The 18,004-nt window shown below is 43.1% G+C and carries 19 protein-coding genes; 17 read left to right on the forward strand and 2 right to left on the reverse strand.

Translation table 11 applies throughout. The features are described 5' to 3' along the window. Window positions 1–4: 4 nt before the first annotated feature. From BDE36_RS08355 to BDE36_RS08385, 7 genes are all read left to right on the forward strand, one after another. A complete protein-coding gene (locus BDE36_RS08355; RefSeq protein ID WP_141814496.1) occupies window positions 5–1,060 on the forward strand; it encodes a sugar phosphate isomerase/epimerase family protein in 1,056 nt (351 codons plus the stop codon). Between the two features lie 18 nt (window positions 1,061–1,078). After that, complete coding sequence (locus BDE36_RS08360) at window positions 1,079–1,525, forward strand: c-type cytochrome (RefSeq protein ID WP_170205917.1); 447 nt, start codon at window positions 1,079–1,081, stop codon at window positions 1,523–1,525. Window positions 1,526–1,530: 5 nt separating this feature from the next. After that, window positions 1,531–2,259: a 3-keto-disaccharide hydrolase gene (locus BDE36_RS08365; RefSeq protein ID WP_141814497.1), complete on the forward strand. Its 729-nt coding sequence runs from the start codon at window positions 1,531–1,533 to the stop codon at window positions 2,257–2,259. Between the two features lie 21 nt (window positions 2,260–2,280). After that, entirely contained in the window at window positions 2,281–3,534 is a 1,254-nt protein-coding gene (locus BDE36_RS08370; protein WP_141814498.1) for a nucleoside permease, read from the forward strand. Further along, the gene (locus BDE36_RS08375) at window positions 3,531–4,415 is read left to right on the forward strand and encodes a hydroxypyruvate isomerase family protein (protein WP_141814499.1); all 885 of its coding nucleotides are present in this window, start codon (window positions 3,531–3,533) and stop codon (window positions 4,413–4,415) included. Before BDE36_RS08370 ends, BDE36_RS08375 begins: the two co-directional genes overlap by 4 nt. A gap of 29 nt (window positions 4,416–4,444) precedes the next feature. Continuing rightward, window positions 4,445–5,332: a sugar phosphate isomerase/epimerase family protein gene (locus BDE36_RS08380; protein ID WP_141814500.1), complete on the forward strand. Its 888-nt coding sequence runs from the start codon at window positions 4,445–4,447 to the stop codon at window positions 5,330–5,332. 79 nt (window positions 5,333–5,411) lie between these two features. After that, window positions 5,412–6,389, forward strand: a complete 978-nt coding sequence (locus BDE36_RS08385; RefSeq protein WP_202618132.1) for a cation diffusion facilitator family transporter — start codon at window positions 5,412–5,414, stop codon at window positions 6,387–6,389. 75 nt (window positions 6,390–6,464) lie between these two features. Here the strand turns inward: BDE36_RS08385 and BDE36_RS08390 are convergent, their stop codons facing one another. Then, a complete protein-coding gene (locus BDE36_RS08390) occupies window positions 6,465–6,791 on the reverse strand; it encodes a YtxH domain-containing protein (RefSeq protein WP_128769339.1) in 327 nt (108 codons plus the stop codon). A 154-nt stretch (window positions 6,792–6,945) separates the two neighbouring features. Between BDE36_RS08390 and BDE36_RS08395 the strand changes: the two genes are divergently transcribed. Then, entirely contained in the window at window positions 6,946–7,284 is a 339-nt protein-coding gene (locus tag BDE36_RS08395) for an L-rhamnose mutarotase (RefSeq protein WP_141814501.1), read from the forward strand. A gap of 82 nt (window positions 7,285–7,366) precedes the next feature. Here BDE36_RS08395 and BDE36_RS23660 read toward each other — a convergent pair whose 3' ends face one another. Then, on the reverse strand, window positions 7,367–7,525 hold the full coding sequence (locus BDE36_RS23660) for a hypothetical protein (RefSeq protein WP_161973404.1): 159 nt from the start codon (window positions 7,523–7,525) through the stop codon (window positions 7,367–7,369). 186 nt (window positions 7,526–7,711) lie between these two features. On the opposite strand from BDE36_RS23660, the gene BDE36_RS08400 reads away from it, so the two are divergent. The 9 genes from BDE36_RS08400 to BDE36_RS08440 all read left to right on the forward strand — a co-directional run bounded on the left by BDE36_RS08400 (window position 7,712) and on the right by BDE36_RS08440 (window position 17,984). After that, a complete protein-coding gene (locus BDE36_RS08400) occupies window positions 7,712–9,775 on the forward strand; it encodes a BatA domain-containing protein (protein WP_141814502.1) in 2,064 nt (687 codons plus the stop codon). A gap of 10 nt (window positions 9,776–9,785) precedes the next feature. Next, on the forward strand, window positions 9,786–11,051 hold the full coding sequence (locus BDE36_RS08405) for a dihydroorotase (RefSeq protein WP_128769336.1): 1,266 nt from the start codon (window positions 9,786–9,788) through the stop codon (window positions 11,049–11,051). A 200-nt stretch (window positions 11,052–11,251) separates the two neighbouring features. Next, entirely contained in the window at window positions 11,252–11,923 is a 672-nt protein-coding gene (locus BDE36_RS08410; protein ID WP_141814503.1) for a hypothetical protein, read from the forward strand. A 2-nt stretch (window positions 11,924–11,925) separates the two neighbouring features. Next, entirely contained in the window at window positions 11,926–12,489 is a 564-nt protein-coding gene (locus BDE36_RS08415; protein ID WP_128769334.1) for a DUF4199 domain-containing protein, read from the forward strand. Between the two features lie 120 nt (window positions 12,490–12,609). Beyond that, on the forward strand, window positions 12,610–13,560 hold the full coding sequence (locus BDE36_RS08420) for a glycosyltransferase family 2 protein (RefSeq protein WP_141814504.1): 951 nt from the start codon (window positions 12,610–12,612) through the stop codon (window positions 13,558–13,560). 11 nt (window positions 13,561–13,571) lie between these two features. Next, entirely contained in the window at window positions 13,572–14,543 is a 972-nt protein-coding gene (locus tag BDE36_RS08425) for a glycosyltransferase family 2 protein (RefSeq protein WP_141814505.1), read from the forward strand. After that, window positions 14,540–15,328 (forward strand): hypothetical protein, encoded by a 789-nt coding sequence (locus BDE36_RS08430; protein ID WP_128769331.1) that lies wholly within the window; start codon window positions 14,540–14,542, stop codon window positions 15,326–15,328. Before BDE36_RS08425 ends, BDE36_RS08430 begins: the two co-directional genes overlap by 4 nt. A gap of 5 nt (window positions 15,329–15,333) precedes the next feature. Next, window positions 15,334–16,833 (forward strand): GH3 auxin-responsive promoter family protein, encoded by a 1,500-nt coding sequence (locus BDE36_RS08435; protein ID WP_141814506.1) that lies wholly within the window; start codon window positions 15,334–15,336, stop codon window positions 16,831–16,833. Continuing rightward, complete coding sequence (locus BDE36_RS08440; protein WP_128769329.1) at window positions 16,821–17,984, forward strand: 1-deoxy-D-xylulose-5-phosphate reductoisomerase; 1,164 nt, start codon at window positions 16,821–16,823, stop codon at window positions 17,982–17,984. Before BDE36_RS08435 ends, BDE36_RS08440 begins: the two co-directional genes overlap by 13 nt. Window positions 17,985–18,004: the final 20 nt, after the last annotated feature.

Here is an 18,004-nt window from a genome sequence, read left to right on the forward strand (position 1 = left end):
CAGTATGACGACAATACAGGGACCAGCGGTCTTTCTTGCTCAATTTATTGGCGATCAGCCTCCTTTTAATGATCTTAAATCGATATGCCGCTGGGCAAACAGTCTCGGCTTTAAAGGAGTGCAGATCCCCACTCTCGATCCCCGCTTTATTGACTTACAAAAAGCGGCTGAAAGTAAAGACTATGCAGATGAGGTAAACGGTATCGTTAGGGACTGCGGGCTTCGGATCACCGAACTTTCAACACATCTGCAGGGACAGCTGGTAGCTGTGCATCCTGCCTATGATAAATTATTTGATGGCTTTGCACCGGCGGAAGTGAGGAATAACCCGGCAGCGCGTCAGCAATGGGCTGTGCAGCAATTGAAGTATGCTGCTAAGGCATCCCAAAACCTGGGATTAAATGCGCACGCCACTTTCAGCGGATCCTTATTGTGGCCTTTAGTATATCCATGGCCTCAGCGACCGGCCGGAATAGTAGAGACCGGCTTCCAGGAACTCGCATCACGCTGGCTTCCAATACTGAATACGTTTGATGAATGCGGCATAGATCTTTGCTACGAAACGCATGCCGGAGAGGACCTGCACGACGGAGTATCATATGAGATGTTCCTTGAAAAAGTGAATAATCACCCGAGGGCTTGTCTCTTATATGATCCTTCTCATTTTATTCTCCAGTGCCTTGATTATCTGGCTTTCATTGATCATTATCACGAACGTATTAAAATGTTCCATGTTAAAGATGCTGAGTTTAACCCTTCCGGGAAACAGGGCGTTTATGGAGGCTTTCAGAGCTGGGTAGACAGGGCGGGTCGCTTCCGCTCATTAGGTGACGGACAAGTAAACTTTAAAGCTATTTTTAGTAAGTTAGCACAATACGATTACAAGGGATGGGCAGTGATGGAGTGGGAATGTGCCTTAAAACATCCCGAAGACGGAGCTCGTGAAGGCGCAACTTTTATAAAAGACCACATTATTCATGTAACGGATAAGGCATTTGATGACTTTGCTGCTGCCGGTACCGATGAACAAACCAACCGTGAACTGATTGGAATAAGATAATTAAATAAATATAACACAATGAAGAAAGTACTAATCCTTTTTAGTTTTTACGCCATGATAACTGCCTGTGGCGGTGGCTCCGGAACAGCAGACAATAAAGATACTGCTGCATCTTCCGACATGTCGGCCGCAACAAGACAGCCGGAAGTGGATACAAATGCAAATGATATTGGAACGAACAGGTCGGAAGGCTCAGAACAAAGTGGTGTACATGAAAAAGGTGCACAGCTTATTTCTCAGTCCGACTGCCTTTCCTGTCACAAGGTTGATGAAAAACTAATAGGACCCTCTTATAAAGAAGTTGCAAAGAAATATGAAGCAAGCGATGCCAATATAAAATATCTTGCAGATAAAATCATCAATGGAGGAAGCGGTGTATGGGGCGATATTCCTATGACTCCTCATCCTGCAATCAGCAAGGAAGATGCAGCTGAAATGGCGAAATACGTTTTATCCTTAAAGTAAAAAAAATGAAATCTTTTATTCTACCTGCACTGGCTGTAACCGCTTTACTGGCGTGCCAGTCATTTAAAAACACAACATCAATGGACAAGACTGGCACTGCCACTGCTAAACAAGGTTGGACGCCCTTGTTTGATGGTAAAACTACGGCCGGGTGGCATACTTATGGAAAAAACCAGGCTTCAAGTGCCTGGAAGGCTGAAGATGGTGCTCTGCATCTCGATCCCGCGGCGAAAAAGCAAGGCGCTGAAGGAGGCGACCTGGTCACCGATGAAGAGTATGATAACTTTCATCTTAAGCTTGAATGGAAAATTGCTCCCAACGGCAATAGCGGCATTATCTTTTTTGTGAAGGAAGATCCTTCCCAGTTCCATCAAACCTATAATACCGGACTTGAAATGCAGGTGCTGGATAACAACGGCCATCCGGATGCCAAAATACATAAGCACCGTGCCGGCGACCTTTACGACCTGATTGCCAGCAGTAAAGAAACTGTTAAACCTGCAGGTGAGTGGAATAAAGCCGAAATTGTGAGTAAGAACGGAAAACTGGATCTTTATTTAAACGGGACTAAAATTGTATCGACCACTTTATGGGATGATAACTGGAAAAAGATGGTTGCAGGAAGTAAATTTGCTTCAATGCCGGGTTTCGGTACATTTAAGTCGGGGAAAATTGCTTTGCAGGATCACGGAGATGAAGTGTGGTACCGTAACATTGTGATCAAAAAGCTTTAAATAAAAAGAACTAACCAAATCATGACTTCAACCAATCGTATTAAGCTTTCAGCCATGATGTTCCTCGAATTTTTTATCTGGGGAGCATGGTTTGTAACTTTGGGAACCTTCCTGGGTAAAAATCTGAGTGCTTCCGGCACTCAGATAAGTCTGGCTTATCTCACCCAATCCATTGGAGCCATTATCGCTCCATTTATTATAGGGCTGATAGCCGACCGCTTTTTTTCGGCGCAGAAAATTCTGGGAGTGCTCCATCTGGTTGGAGCAGCGCTACTGTGGACTGCCTCGCAATCAACAAATTTTGATTCTTTTTTCCCGGTAATCCTGGTTTATATGATCCTTTTTATGCCTACTCTCGCACTGGTTAATTCGGTCTCGTTCAGGCAAATGAAAGATCCGGGAAAAGAGTTTCCTGCGGTCAGGGTGTTGGGTACAATAGCCTGGATTGTTGCTGGGCAGATTATAGGATGGTTGAGCTGGGAACAAACAGACAAGCTTGACATCACATTCAAAATGGCAGCAGCCGCTTCTGTATTGCTTGGGCTTCTGAGCTTCACTCTGCCTGCAACGCCTCCTTTAAAGAAGGAAGGTAAGATAGCCATTGGGGATGTTTTGGGTCTGGATGCAATCCGCTTATTGAAGAACCGGTCATATTTACTGTTTTTTCTATCATCGGTGGCTATCTGCATTCCCCTGGCCTTTTACTATAATTTCACCAATCTCTTCCTCAACGAATCTGGGATGAAGTCGGCCGCGGCAGTACAGACCCTGTCACAGGTTTCTGAAGCGTTGTTTATGCTTTTGATACCTGTATTCTTTATTCGACTGGGTGTGAAGAAAATGCTGGCGATCGGGATGCTTGCATGGGTACTGCGTTATGTGATGTTTGCTTACGGAAATGCGGATGCGAATTACTGGATGCTGATCATGGGGCTTGTTCTTCACGGTGTGTGCTATGACTTTTTCTTTGTGACAGGACAGATCTACACCGATAACCTTGCAGGCGAACGGTTTAAGAGTGCAGCACAGGGAATGATCACTCTTGCTACATACGGTGTTGGAATGCTTATCGGATCGCTGGTATCCGGCCCTATTGTCGACGCTTATGCAACTTCTGGCGGGCACGACTGGAAGTCGGTATGGTTAATTCCGGCCGCGATTGCAGCTGTTGTCCTGCTGCTCTTTATGCTGCTGTTTAAAGACCGCAATGCTGCTGGAAAAGCACCGGTAAATACACCTTTAACGGAACCAAACGAAATAAATCCGCTGATATGAATGTTAAACATAACCGAAGGTCGGCTATTAAGAATATTTTAGCAGGGACTGCTGCCTTAACTACTTCAGCAATGATACCATCATTAGCCTGCGCTTCTGAAGCAGGATTATACCAGTTAAAAGGAGATATTAATCATTCGGTATGCCGCTGGTGCTTTAATAACCTTTCGCTCGACGAACTTTGCCAGGTTGCCAAACAAATTGGTTTAAAGGCAATTGACCTTGTAGGGCCGAAGGACTGGGCAACCCTCAAAAAGCATGGCCTTGATTCTTCCATGTGCAATGGTGCAGAGATAAACCTCACCGACGGATGGAACAGTCCGCAGTTTCATGATACTCTGGTAAAGAACTATTCTGAAATGATTCCCCTTGTTGCAAAAGCAGGATATAAGAATCTCATTTGCTTCAGTGGAAACCGCCGGGGTATGGATGATGAAACCGGTTTAAAGAACAGTACGGAAGGCTTGAAAAAAGTGCTGGCCTTAGCTGAAAAACATAAAGTGGTTCTGGTGATGGAATTACTGAATAGCAAGATCAATCATCAGGATTATCAGTGCGATCGCACTTCGTGGGGAGTTCAGCTGGCGAAAAGGCTCGGATCCGAAAATTTCAAACTGCTGTATGATATCTACCATATGCAAATTGACGAAGGCGACGTGATCCATACGATCAGGGACAACCACCAGTATATCGCCCATTATCATACAGCCGGGGTACCGGGGCGTAACGAGATAGATGAAACACAGGAGTTGTATTACCCTGCTATCATGAAGGCGATCAAGGATACGGGCTTCAAAGGATATGTAGCACAGGAGTTTATTCCGTTGCAGGAGGATAAAGTCGCTTCATTACGAAAGGCTGTACAGATTTGTGACGTTTAAGAGAAAGCAGAAAAGAAAATTGCGATACTATGATCAGCAGAAGAAATTTTATGCAACAGGCAGGCTTAGTTACTGCAGTAATGCTTGTACGTCCGAATATCCTGTGCAGTGAACCAAAACAAAGAAAAGTTGGAATCCAGCTGTATACTCTCCGCGATGAAATAGGAAAAGACCTAAAACGAGTAATTGTAAAAATAGCTGAAGCCGGATACAAAGAAATTGAAATGTTCGGTTTTAGTAAAAAAGATAAGTTCTGGGGGATCGAACCCCGGTTGCTTAAAGATATTCTGGCATCTCATCAGCTTACTTCTCCTTCAGGCCATTACGGTCTTGACGAATATTTGGCTCCCGGGGGAAAGGAAGACGATCTCAAAGTAAATATAGAGGCGGGAGCGGCATTGGGCCATTCTTATCTTACGGTTCCTTATCTTGACGATCGCTTCAGGAGAAGCGCTGATGACTATAAGAAAATTGCAGAAAAGTTTAACAAGGCCGCTGAACTTTGTAAAAAGTCGGGACTTCGGTTTGCGTATCACAATCACGATTTTGAATTTGAGGCTATAGGAAACACTACCGGATATGATATCCTGCTGAAGGAAACCGACCCTTCACTGGTTAAGTTTGAGCTTGATATTTACTGGGCGGTAAGAGGCAAAAAAGACCCGGTGAAGATGTTCAATGATCATCCCGGGCGTTTTACAATGTGGCATGTTAAAGACATGGATCGTGCTAAGCCGGAGTTGAATACAGAGATTGGCAAAGGCAGTATCGACTATAAAAAGATATTCGCTGTTGCAGAGGTTTCGGGTGTAGAGCATATTCTGGTAGAGCAGGAAAACTTTTCGATTGATCCTTACGACAGTATTACTGAAAGCTGTAGTTATATCAAAGGGAGTCTTATTCCATTAATGAAATAGCTTAGACCAACTGATCATCTGAATAATTCTATAATCTTTACAGGATTAACGGTATTTTTGGAAATTCAACAATACCGCTATGGCTCAATCTCACTGCGAACACGGGCATCATCATGAGAAGAATGGAAACCATTATCATGAACATGGTGGGCATCATCATGATGACCATCACCATCACGATGGACAAATGCATATGCACCCGGTAGTGAAAAATCTGAGAGTCGCTTTTATTATCAATCTTTCATTCTCCATTATCGAATTTGTTGGCGGAGCGCTCACTAATTCGGTAGCAATACTATCGGATGCCGTGCATGATCTTGGCGATGCTGTAGTTATTGGTATCTCCCTCTGGATGGAGAAGTTTTCGCAAAAAGGCCGGAGTATGAATTATTCCTACGGTTATAAACGATTCTCCACTCTTGCTGCTTTTATCACTTCAGTGGTGCTCCTTGTTGGATCGGCTATTATCATTTTTGAATCAGTCCCCCGCTTTTTTCATCCTGAAGAAGTACACGCGGGGGGGATGTTTGCTCTGGCAATAGTGGGGATCATTTTTAACGGACTTGCAATACTACGTCTCCGAAAGGGCGACTCTCTGAACCAACGTGCGGTGATGCTCCACATGATGGAGGATGTTTTGGGCTGGATTGCTGTGCTAATTGGAAGTGTAGTGATCTATTATACCGAATGGTATTGGATAGATCCCTTAATGTCGCTTGGAATAGCTGCGTTTATACTCGTGAACGCTACAAAAAATATCTTTGGCGTGTTCCGGATCTTCCTGCAGTCGGTGCCGCAGCAAGTAGATGAACATCGGATTATTAGCAGGTTAACCGGGATAGACCAGGTTAAAAGTGTCCATGATATCCATATATGGTCGATGGACGGCAATTATAACGTTTTAACTGCACACATCGTAGTGGATAAACATGCCAGGGTAGATGAACTTAACGATATAAAGAACCAGGCTGTTCAAATCCTTAAGGAACAGAACATCCAGCATCCGACCGTTCAAATTGAATTTCAGTCTGGAGCTTGTGAGTTTGAGAGATGCTAAAAAGACAGAAAGAGCTAGGGAAACCTTAGCTATCTTCATCCTAAAGATAACTAAGGCTTTAAAAGAACTGCGATATTATGCTCCAGGTGCCACATCGTTCGCCTGATCTGAAGCACCACTTATTTTTGATTTAACATTGCTGACAACCTGGTCTTTCATGTCGCTCAGATCGTCGGCTTTGCTCTGGAATGTTTCTCTTACAGCCTGAACCTTGTCTTTAACTGAACCGGCGAGATCTTTAGCCTTATCAGATATTTGGGTACGCGTTTCAGCTCCACTATCAGGGGCAAACAAAATTCCAATAGCTGCACCTATAGCAACGCCGGCAATAAGTGCTGCTACTATGGCAGAGGTATCATTGCTTCTGTGTAATGCGTCTGGCAAATACTTCTTATAGTTCATAATCATTTCTTTTTTGAATATGTAACATTATAAAGTACTAAGTGTTTAGATTAATATAGAATTAATTGAAGCGGAAGACGCAGTTTGCTGTTTTGGTTCAAGCAGCTGTTTCTTTATTTTTACTAATATTCTGCAACCCAAAATACTGTTTTGTATGAGAAGATACTGTTTCGGACTCGACTTAAAAGATAATGAAGAGCTGATCAAGGAGTATGAGCTTTATCATAAAGCAGTATGGCCTGAAATCATTGAGAGCATCAGAGATTCGGGCATTACTGCGATGGACATCTACCGCCTGCATACACGGTTATTTATGATCATGGAGACAGACGATTCCTTTGATTTCGAAAAGAAGGCAGCTGCCGATTCATCCAATGAAAGAGTGAGGGAATGGGAACAGCTGATGTGGAAATATCAGCAAGGACTGCCCTGGGCAAAACCGGGGGAAAAATGGATGCTTATGGAAAAGGTGTTTTCCCTCGATGAAGTTTGAATTAATAAAAAGAGGGAACGCTCTTTGGGTGTTCCCTCTTTTTATTACTAAGTGTTTAAAAATAGGTAAAGATATATGTTGATCAGGCAACCAGTAGGTCATTATCCTGGCTTTTACCTGGTTTTTCACGTAAGAACTTGCCTCTTTCCTGACGGAATCGTTTGAGGTCGTTTGATAATATTGCTTTTAATTCTTTATCGAATTGTTTAAGGACATTCTGGTTGATATTTGAAGTATTCATAGCAATAATGTTTTTGTATTTTGATCTATGCCAAGATAATGCCAGTACTATTTTTCGTTATTAAGAGATAGAATACGCTTTGGTTTTGTCCTTTTTAAAAGACAGTGGGATTCGTTTTACCGGATAATTGTCCAGTTTATTTACCTTGACAAGGGTCAATACGGCCACAAATAGTAATTTTGATTAATGAGATTCCTTTTTCCCGGATTCCTTTTTGCATTAATAACGGTAATTATACCCATACTCATTCATCTGTTTAATTTCAGGCGGTTGAAAAGAGTATATTTTAGTAATGTTAGTTTTCTGAAGGCAATTGAACAAAAATCTTCTTCCGCCAGGAAGCTAAAGAGATTACTGCTTTTAGCGGTACGGATGCTGGCACTGATATTTTTGGTTCTTGCTTTCGCTCGTCCTTACATTCCTTCATCCAGCGATAGTACCTCTGCTTTCAGGCAGCAGGTTGTCAGTATTTACATTGATAATTCATATAGCATGGAATTGCTGACGAGGGAGGGTAATTTACTGGAAGAGGCGAAGCGCCGAGCCAGAGAGATTGCTTCTGCATATGATATTAATGATAAGTACCAGTTGCTGACGAATGATTTTGAGGGTCGTCATCAGCGCCTGCTCAACTATGAAGATTTTATTTCTGCGCTGGATGCAGTGAAGGTGAGTGGAGTGAGACGTACACTTCAACAGGTAATTAACCGTCAGACGGATTTGCTGCTCCAGCAAACGGGGTCGGAGAAGACCGCTTTTCTTATCTCTGACTTTCAAACAAACATGCTGTCGCGAGCCAGGTTGAATGAAGATTCGGCGATTTCATGCCGTCTTGTAAAGCTGGAAGCTGCACCTCAACCCAATATATCGATAGACTCTGCGTGGTTTGTATCCCCTGTCCATAAGAGCGGCGAAAGCGAGAAGCTTGTGGTGAGACTGAAAAATAATTCGGATAGAAAAGCTGAGAATGTGCCGGTTAAGGTGATGGTAGATCGCCGTCAAAAAGCCATTGGCGCTGTTACAGTTCCGGCTCGCAGTGCCCGCCGGGACACGCTTTCTTTCAGTGGCCTGGCCGCTGGCTGGCGGCGGGGAACAGTAACTATTACTGATTATCCTGTTACTTTCGACGACCGCCTCTTTTTCTCGTTTTACGTGAGGCCGTCAATGTCCCTGCTGGTGATCAATTCGGGAGAACAGAACCCTTACGTTAACGCCGTATATGCAGCTAAACCTTTTTTCAGGGTTGATAACGTACATTTAGGGAATATAAATTACTCGTCGCTTTCCTCTTACCCGCTAATTATTCTGAATGGCGCGGATAAAATCTCAGAAGGAGCGTCACAGCAGCTAAAGATATATGTACAAAACGGCGGAAGCCTGATGGTGTTTCCCTCGGTTACGGAAGACATCTCAGCGTTGAAGATGCTTACACAAACATTGGGCACCGATATTCCCGAAGCCACAGGAATGCAACCTCTCAAAGTGAATTATGTTAATTATCAGCATCCCTTGTTTAGAGGGGTTTTTGAGAAGATCCCGCGAAATGTTGATCTGCCTGCGGCTCTCAAATACGTTCTTTACAAACGATCGGGACGTGCAGCAGGCAGTCCCCTGATGGAGCTGCCGGGAAGGAGGCCCTTTCTGAGCCAGTATACTGTTGGAAACGGATATGTGTACCTTTCGGCTGCGGCTCTAACTGAAGAAGCCGCCAATCTGGTGAGGCATTCTTTTTTTGTTCCGGTAATGTATCAGTCGGCATTTTTAAGCTTGCGTGACAAAGCGCTGTCGTCTACCATCGGTAAGGATTCCTATATTGAGATTAATAGAATCACATTACCTGGAAATCAAATTCTGAAGCTCAAGAATGAAAAAGCGGAGGTAATACCCGATGTACGACAAACGGCCGGAGGAACGAGGTTATTTATCGCCGACCAGATCAGAGAGGCAGGGCAATATAATTTACTTAAAGGCGATAGTCTGGTTGCGGTAAGCTCCTTTAACGACGACAGGGAGGAATCAGATCTGAGCTATGCATCTGAGAAAGATTTGTTGCAGCAGTTCAGTGGAAATAAAGCAGAAGTATTTAGTCCTGGCAGGGCTCCTTTAAAAAATACTGTAAAAGCAGTAAATTATGGTGTGCAGTTGTGGAAACTTTGTCTAATTTTAGCGCTGATTTTCCTGGCAGCAGAAATTCTTCTTTTAAAATTTTATGGCAGGAGGGAAGGGGAGCGCCTGCAGCAAGGAACTTAAAACTTATTTAATGAAAACAATACTTCTTCGTTCAGTCACCATTTTATATCCCGGATCGGCTTTCAATAATAAAACAGCGGATGTTTTGATAAAAGATGGGAAAATTGCAGAGGTTTCTCAGTACATCGCAGCAGGAGATGAGGACCTCGTTCTCATAGAATGTCAGGGAAAAATGCTGTCGCCCGGATTTTTTGATCTTAATGCGAATCTGGGCGAACCCGGTTACGAGACTAAAGAAGATCTGATCAGCGGCGCTGCAGCAGCAGTAGCAGGAGGTTTTACGGGTCTCGCTGTACAACCCGCGACACATCCCCCTTTACACTCCAAGGCAGAAGTATCCTATATCGTTAATCGTTCAAAAGACTTTCTTACAGATATATATCCGGTAGGATGTATCAGTTTTAACCGCGAAGGAAAAGATCTCGCAGAAATATATGATATGTTTCTGGCAGGCGCTATCGCTTTTACAGACGGTTCAAGGCCTGTTTGCGATTCGGGACTGATGAGCCGTGCTTTGCTTTATGTTAAAGGTTTTGACGGGCTTATTTTTTCATATCCCGAGGACACCTCTATAGCTGGAAAAGGAAAGATGAATGAAGGAGTGATGAGTACATACCTCGGAATGAAGGGAATCCCCGCACTCGCAGAGGAAGTATTTATTTCCCGGGACTTGTATCTGGCGGAGTATAATGAATCGAAAGTGCATTTCAGTACAATTTCAACCGCGGGAAGTGTGTCTCTCATCAGAGAAGCAAAAAAGAAAGGTTTGAAAGTAAGCTGCGATGTGGCCGCACATCACCTGGTGCTTACTGAAGACTCATTGGCCGACTTTGATAGTAACTTTAAAGTAAAGCCTCCTCTTAGGACTCTAAAGGATGTTGAGGCCTTAATCGAAGGACTAAATGACGGCACCATAGATGCCATTGTTTCCCAGCATACCCCTCACGAGATAGAATTTAAGGATGTAGAATTTGAAATAGCTTCTTTTGGAATTACAGGCCTCCAGACGGTACTTCCGCTCGCATTAAAAGCGGGACTCTCGCCGGCGCAGATTGCAGAGAAGCTGGCTGTGAATCCGCGCAGGATAGTTAATGTCCCGGTGCCGGTCCTCGAGCCAGGCGAAATTGCAAATTTCGTGCTGTTTGATCCGGAAGAAGAATGGCTATTTGACGATGAGGCAAACCGGTCGAAATCATCTAATTCGCCTTTTATGGGGCAAAAACTTAAGGGGAAGGCCGTGTTAGTTTGTAATAAAGAACAGATTGTGGGGCTGTAAGCTTTCAGCCATAAGCTTTTAGCTTTCGACTTTCAACTTTCAGCTTTCAACTTTCAACTTTCAACTTTCAACTTTCAACTTTGAACTTTGAACTTTCAACTTTGAACTTTGAACTTGAGCTAAACTTTTCTTGCATTTTTGAATTTTAAACGATAAACTTGTTAAGGCTAACAGCTGAATGCCTATAGCTATCGCTCATTATGGATAAACACATTGAACAGGCTGTTAATGCCTCTCTTGATCAATTTGAGAAAGTTGCATCTTTCCCCGTATCTGATTTTAAAAACAGGATAGCAGATGTATTTGATTCAGACGAAGACTTTATGACCAAAGTTTCGTTGATGGATGAAGCTTTTGATGACGATCCGCACCTTGAGGCCCTAAGGGAAGTATTCTTTGACCTGTTGATGGTGAATTTCTTTTCGGAAGATGTTAAGAAACTGGAAGAAGATTATCTCGAATCAGAGGAATGGGAAGATATAGAAGAAGAAACCATTGACCGGGGAACCGAACTGTTAAATGTGCTGCTTTACTTACGCGAATGTCGCGACGAAGATATTGAGCCGGAGCTTGAAGATTTCCTGAAAGAATTTCTACTGGTAGACGAGGATGAATTCCAGGATGAATACAGAATCTATGAAGATGTTATTGCCAATCAGATGCTCATGGAAAGCTCTGTAGAGGAGATCTCAAAAGTGGCGAAAAACCTTCCGGAATCATCTGAATTTAAAGAGCTTTTCTATCCTGTAATGTGCTTTTTTCAACAAAATACTCCTTCTGATCATCAAACGGAAGTGTTTATCAGAAACAGTGTTGAACCTGAGTTTGATTCATCAGTATACGCCTTATTAGTCGCCTTTAATAAAAATTAAATATGGACCAATCAACAGTTAAACCTAACAAGATCGCATTTCAATGCGCTTTAGCTTATTCGCTCTACACAGTACTCCTCACCTATGCCTTGTTCTTTATGGGTATTGATGTAAACGGGGAATTATCTATGGGTACAAAAGTTATGACATGGACACTTTCGTATCTTCCATTTCTGGGCGCAGTATTTTATGCACAGAAGTACCATAGGGACGAGCAACTGGAGGGTTATATGACCTACGGGCGGGGATTTACAACCGGGTTCAGAGTTGCTTTAATAAGCGGACTACTGATCGGTATCTTTATGGTTTTATACTATAAGCTGCTAAATACTGCTGCTTTTGACGCCGTTATGAACAAAACGGAAGAAACCATGCTCAATAACAACTCTATGGGCGACGAGCAGCGTGAAACCGCCCTTGAAATCACACGTAAGTGGTTTCCGCTGATGATCCTTGTTGGTTCTATTATCGGGATGGCTATTGTAGGCTGTATATTCAGTCTTATTGGAGCTGCCATCTTTAAGAAAGAAAAACCTTATACTATTCCTGAAGTGACTGAGGAATAATTCTTCCTGACCACTGTTGAGAATATATTATTATTTCGTGCAGGTTTTGTCAATAAAAATGATAAAATTTGCACGTTTTTATATAGGTATGTTTCATGCCTCATTCCTTATATCTTAAGAATGGATATATCCGTAGTCGTACCTCTTTATAATGAAGCAGAATCGTTGCCTGAGCTGGTGGAATGGATCCGCAAGGTGATGGAAACCAATAAATTTTCGTACGAAATCATTCTGGTGGATGATGGAAGCAACGATAGTTCATGGGAGGTAATCGAATCGCTTCAGAAACTTAATGCAGCAATCAGAGGGATAAAGTTCAGGCGCAACTATGGAAAGTCAGCAGCCCTGAATGTTGGATTTGCCTCAGCTCAGGGAAATGTGGTGATTACAATGGATGCCGACCTTCAGGATAGTCCCGATGAGATACCTGAACTATACCGGAAGATTACAGAAGAAAAGTATGATCTGGTATCTGGATGGAAGAAGAAAAGGCATGACCCGCTAAGTAAGACCATTCCTACCCGGTTGTTCAATTCAGCAACACGCAAAATGTCGGGCATTCACAACCTTCATGATTTCAACTGCGGCTTAAAAGCATACAAGCGCGACGTCGTTAAATGTATTGAAGTGTATGGCGAGATGCATCGTTATATTCCTGTTCTGGCTAAATGGGCTGGTTTCAGGAAAATAGGAGAGCAGGTTGTAGAACATCGGCCAAGAAAATACGGTACGACGAAGTTTGGCCTCAGCCGCTTTATTAATGGTTTTCTGGATCTTCTTTCCATCTTTTTCGTAGGGAAGTTCGGAAAACGGCCAATGCATTTTTTTGGCTCGATGGGCGTATTGAGTTTCCTTACAGGTTTAGTGATGACGGTATGGATAATCGCTGAGAAACTCATAGATATTGCCAACAATGTAAAGTTTCGAAACGTCACTGAACAGCCGTTGTTTTTTATAGCCCTGGTTGCCATAATCGTAGGTTTCCAGCTTTTCCTTACAGGCTTCGTCGCAGAATTGGTTTCGCGAAATGCCAGCGAGCGGAATTCGTATAATATTGAAAAGACCATATAGGCCCGGTTGATATGTTTTTTTCCATCATTATTCCTCTTTATAACCGGCCTCAGGAAGTTGACGAGCTGCTCTATACGCTCACTCTGCAAACCTATACCCGCTTTGAAGTTCTGGTAATTGAAGACGGTTCAAAACTGGATGCACGCGAAATAGTCGAGTCGTATAAAGATAAGCTGGATATACATTATTTTTATAAGAAGAACGAGGGGCAGGGATTTACGAGGAATTTTGCCTTCGGTCATGCAAAAGGTGATTATTTCATCATGTTTGATTCTGATTGCCTTATCCCGGTTGATTATCTCGAGGAAGTTAGCCGATACTTGCTGCAGCATCATCTTGATGCATACGGCGGTCCCGACGCAGCTCATACCTCGTTTACTCCGATTCAGAAAGCGATCAGTTATTCCATGACCTCGCCATTTACAACGGGAGGGATCAGAGGAAATAATAAAAACCTGGGGGGGCAGTATCATCCGCGAAGTTTTAACATGGGCATATCAAGAAAGGTATGGGAAGCTACCGGAGGATTTATACTGACCAGGCTTGGAGAAGACATAGAGTTCAGTATCCGCATACACTCCATGGGCTTTAAGATAGGACTTATTCCGAATGCAGTTGTCTATCACAAACGCAGAACTGATTTTTTGCAATTCTACAGGCAGATTCATTTCTTCGGCAGGGCAAGGATAAATATTTATAAATATTTTCCTTCTACCCTTAAACTTGTTCATTTTTTTCCCGCATTATTTACCATATTCCTTATTTTTACACTGCTGATGAATGCTCTTAATACCCAGCTTGCAGGCATATGTAACCTGTTTCTGGCGTTATTTATCCTGATGATATTTTTCCATTCGTGGAGTGTAAATAAATCTGCAAGGGTGGCATTTCTTAGCATAATAGCTGCATTTATTCAGCTTACTGCCTATGGACTTGGTTTTATGCAGGATTTTTGGAAGAGAATAATTCTTAAACGTTCATGATCGAATTTCTAAAGGAGAGTACCTTTGCTGTTAACGATGTACTCAGAGTAGCATGGAGAATACTAAAAAGCCAGTATTTTAAAGTCCTGGGCTTGTGTATTATGATGTTCCTCGTTTTTAACTTGTCGGGTTTCCTGGCATTTTTCTTAAGTGGTGTAAATATCGGCATCAGCCTGTTTATGCTTCTTGTTTTTATAGTTACTTATTGCGGCTTTCAGCTAACTCTTTTCAAGTTTATATTGCGGGTACTCGACGAAGACCGGGAGGACGTTTACGTAAAGGAATCAGTACCCAGTAGCAGGCAGATCATAAAGTTCCTGGTGGCAACATTCTATTTTATCCTGTGTATCCTGGTAGTATACGGGATTATTATAGTAGTGATCTTTCCTCTGGCATATGTTCATGTTCCGATGGAAATACTTACGCAGATCGCTATTTCACTGGGCGTTCTGGGGATCATCTTTACCTGGATCAGGATTTCGTTTTTCCCCTTCTTTATTATAGATAAAGACTTCTCTCCATTTAAATCTATACGGTTTAGTATGGCCATTACGCGGGGTAATTTTACCAAGCTCCTTATGCTGCTGATTTTCCTCGCTATTTTTCAGATACTTCATTTACTGATAAATTATAAAGGGAACTTTGTTGTGGGGGCAATTATTAACCTTATAAATTCTCTTTTGATTATCCCTTTATCAAGTGTGGTAATCACTGTGGCTTATCGCCGGATGATGACGGAGTATGAAGGAGACCAGGATCCTGGCATTATCAGAAATATCATTTAGCAGAAATGGGACTAAAGGCATTGCTTAGTAAACCTTTTGCGGCTTATGCTGTCTGGCAAATAAATAAATGGAAGAGGAAAGCTGTAGAGGTTCAGACAGGCGTTTTTGAAAGCCTCATAAAAGATGCAGCAAATACGGCTTTTGGAAGAGACCATCATTTTTCAGATATCCAATCGTATGAAGACTTCAAACGGTCTGTCCCCCTGAGGGACTATGAAGAATTGAGACCTTATGTTGACCGAATGGTGAAAGGGGAGGAGGACGTGCTCTGGCCTGGGAAACCGGCCTATTTCGCAAAAACATCCGGAACAACATCGGGCGTTAAATACATCCCCATATCTAAGGAGTCGATGCCTGAACATATTAAAGCTGCCCGCAACGCATTGCTTACTTATATCCACGAGACAGGTAAGGCTGAGTTCGTCGATGGTAAGATGATATTCCTTCAGGGCAGTCCCATACTTGATAAGAAAGCGGGAGTTTCGACAGGCCGGTTATCGGGCATCGTTGCGCACCATGTGCCGGGTTATCTTCAGAAGAACCGGCTTCCTTCATATAAAACAAATTGCATAGAGGACTGGGAGCTGAAGGTGGATGCTATTGTGGAGGAGACGTTTCACGAAGATATGCGGCTTATCTCAGGAATCCCGCCCTGGGTTCAGATGTATTTCGATCGTCTTTCTGTAAAAGCAGGGGGAAAGAAAATAAAGGATATCTTTAAGAACTTCGGCCTTTTTGTATATGGTGGTGTTAATTTTGAACCCTACCGGGCACGAATGGAGGAGGTGATAGGCCGTAAAGTGGATTCTATTGAAACTTATCCTGCCTCCGAAGGTTTTATCGCTTATCAGGACTCGCAGAAGGAGAAAGGTCTTCTGCTTCTGGTAAACGCCGGGATGTTCTATGAGTTTGTGCCTTCTGATGAATATTTTAACGAGAATCCTACCCGTATTTCTTTGAAAGATGTTGAGCTGGACAAGAATTATGCGTTGATACTGAATACAAACGCAGGATTATGGGGATATAGTTTAGGTGATACCGTTAAGTTTATATCCAAAGATCCTTATAAAATCATCGTAACAGGGAGGATAAAGCATTATATTTCTGCCTTTGGAGAACATGTGATCGGAGAAGAAGTGGAGTATGCGCTACTGAGTGCGGCAAAGGAAACGGGAGTTGAAATTACAGAATTTACTGTCGCTCCTCAGGTTTCCCCGCCCGGTGGGGGGCTTCCATACCACGAGTGGTTTGTAGAATTTGCAAAGGAACCAGCCAACGCTGAGGAGTTTTCTATGAAAGTAGATTCGGTCTTACAGAAGAAAAATATCTACTATCAGGATCTGATAGAAGGAAAGATTCTAAGGCCACTGGTGATACGACCGCTTCAGAAAGACGCTTTCCGCAATTATATGAAAATGGAAGGTAAGTTAGGTGGGCAGAACAAAGTGCCAAGGCTGTCGAATGACAGGCAGATAGCAGATAAGATTAGTAAATGGTTAAATTGAAAAATGTTGCCATACTTGGTTCCTCAGGCAGTATCGGGACCCAGGCACTTGAGGTGATAAGGGAGAATCCTGACCTCTTCAGGGTTTCCGTTCTTACTGTAAATACAAGTGCGTCGCTGTTAGTACAGCAGGCTCTGGAATTCAGGCCGCAAAAGGTGGTGATCGTTGATGAAAGTCAGTATGATGATGTAAGATTGGCTTTAGAAGGGTCGGGCGTAGAGGTTTACGCTGGAGAAGAGGCTCTTACAGATGTTGTGCAAACTCCTGAAATCGATGTGGTACTCACTGCACTTGTTGGTTTTTGTGGTTTATTGCCGACAATTGCAGCTATCAGGGCCGGAAAGGACATCGCGCTGGCAAACAAGGAGACCCTTGTCGTTGCTGGCGGACTGGTTAACGCTCTGGCTAAGGAGCATAATATCCGCATTCTACCTGTAGATTCAGAACATTCTGCTATATTTCAGTGCCTTACAGGAGAAGCCGAAAATCCCATCGAAAAGATTTATCTTACCGCATCAGGTGGGCCTTTCCGCGGAAAGAACAGGTCGTTCCTGGAAAGTGTAACAAAGGAAGATGCGTTGAAACACCCCAATTGGGTAATGGGCGCTAAAATAACCGTCGACTCAGCTACACTCATGAACAAGGGGCTTGAAGTGATTGAGGCCAGGTGGCTGTTTGACCTTGAACCTTCGCAGATCGATGTAATTGTTCACCCTCAATCTATCATACATTCTATCGTGCAGTTCGGCGATGGGTCAATGAAAGCACAGATGGGATTGCCCGATATGAAGCTGCCTATTCAGTATGCTCTTGGATTCCCCCGGAGAATAAATAACAGATTTCCGCGTTTTGATTTCTTGAAATACCCTGAGCTGACATTTGAGCAACCTGACAGGGTTACGTTCAGAAACCTGGAGCTGGCCTTTAACGCATTGGAGGCGGGTGGAAATATGCCATGCGTTCTGAATGCTGCCAATGAAATTGCCGTGGCAGAGTTTTTGAGCGGCAGGGTCGGATTTCTCGGTATGAGCCGGGTGATAGAGAGATGTATGAATGAAGTTTCTTATATTCGTCGTCCTCTGTTACAGGATTACATCGAGACAGATAAGGAAACGCGTATTATTGCGCAACAATTGGTAACAAATTTTTAAAAAAGATATCCCATTAAAGA

This window comes from Arcticibacter tournemirensis (assembly GCF_006716645.1).
GTDB lineage: Bacteria > Bacteroidota > Bacteroidia > Sphingobacteriales > Sphingobacteriaceae > Arcticibacter > Arcticibacter tournemirensis.

What these genes read in the sequence shown, in the direction of transcription:
- BDE36_RS08355 (WP_141814496.1), top strand. Translation starts at nt 5, where the DNA reads ATGACGACAATACAGGGACCAGCGGTCTTTCTTGCTCAATTTATTGGC.
- BDE36_RS08360 (WP_170205917.1), top strand. Translation starts at nt 1,079, where the DNA reads ATGAAGAAAGTACTAATCCTTTTTAGTTTTTACGCCATGATAACTGCC.
- BDE36_RS08365 (WP_141814497.1), top strand. Translation starts at nt 1,531, where the DNA reads ATGAAATCTTTTATTCTACCTGCACTGGCTGTAACCGCTTTACTGGCG.
- BDE36_RS08370 (WP_141814498.1), top strand. Translation starts at nt 2,281, where the DNA reads ATGACTTCAACCAATCGTATTAAGCTTTCAGCCATGATGTTCCTCGAA.
- BDE36_RS08375 (WP_141814499.1), top strand. Translation starts at nt 3,531, where the DNA reads ATGAATGTTAAACATAACCGAAGGTCGGCTATTAAGAATATTTTAGCA.
- BDE36_RS08380 (WP_141814500.1), top strand. Translation starts at nt 4,445, where the DNA reads ATGATCAGCAGAAGAAATTTTATGCAACAGGCAGGCTTAGTTACTGCA.
- BDE36_RS08385 (WP_202618132.1), top strand. Translation starts at nt 5,412, where the DNA reads ATGGCTCAATCTCACTGCGAACACGGGCATCATCATGAGAAGAATGGA.
- BDE36_RS08390 (WP_128769339.1), bottom strand. Translation starts at nt 6,791, where the DNA reads ATGAACTATAAGAAGTATTTGCCAGACGCATTACACAGAAGCAATGAT.
- BDE36_RS08395 (WP_141814501.1), top strand. Translation starts at nt 6,946, where the DNA reads ATGAGAAGATACTGTTTCGGACTCGACTTAAAAGATAATGAAGAGCTG.
- BDE36_RS23660 (WP_161973404.1), bottom strand. Translation starts at nt 7,525, where the DNA reads ATGAATACTTCAAATATCAACCAGAATGTCCTTAAACAATTCGATAAA.
- BDE36_RS08400 (WP_141814502.1), top strand. Translation starts at nt 7,712, where the DNA reads ATGAGATTCCTTTTTCCCGGATTCCTTTTTGCATTAATAACGGTAATT.
- BDE36_RS08405 (WP_128769336.1), top strand. Translation starts at nt 9,786, where the DNA reads ATGAAAACAATACTTCTTCGTTCAGTCACCATTTTATATCCCGGATCG.
- BDE36_RS08410 (WP_141814503.1), top strand. Translation starts at nt 11,252, where the DNA reads ATGGATAAACACATTGAACAGGCTGTTAATGCCTCTCTTGATCAATTT.
- BDE36_RS08415 (WP_128769334.1), top strand. Translation starts at nt 11,926, where the DNA reads ATGGACCAATCAACAGTTAAACCTAACAAGATCGCATTTCAATGCGCT.
- BDE36_RS08420 (WP_141814504.1), top strand. Translation starts at nt 12,610, where the DNA reads ATGGATATATCCGTAGTCGTACCTCTTTATAATGAAGCAGAATCGTTG.
- BDE36_RS08425 (WP_141814505.1), top strand. Translation starts at nt 13,572, where the DNA reads ATGTTTTTTTCCATCATTATTCCTCTTTATAACCGGCCTCAGGAAGTT.
- BDE36_RS08430 (WP_128769331.1), top strand. Translation starts at nt 14,540, where the DNA reads ATGATCGAATTTCTAAAGGAGAGTACCTTTGCTGTTAACGATGTACTC.
- BDE36_RS08435 (WP_141814506.1), top strand. Translation starts at nt 15,334, where the DNA reads ATGGGACTAAAGGCATTGCTTAGTAAACCTTTTGCGGCTTATGCTGTC.
- BDE36_RS08440 (WP_128769329.1), top strand. Translation starts at nt 16,821, where the DNA reads ATGGTTAAATTGAAAAATGTTGCCATACTTGGTTCCTCAGGCAGTATC.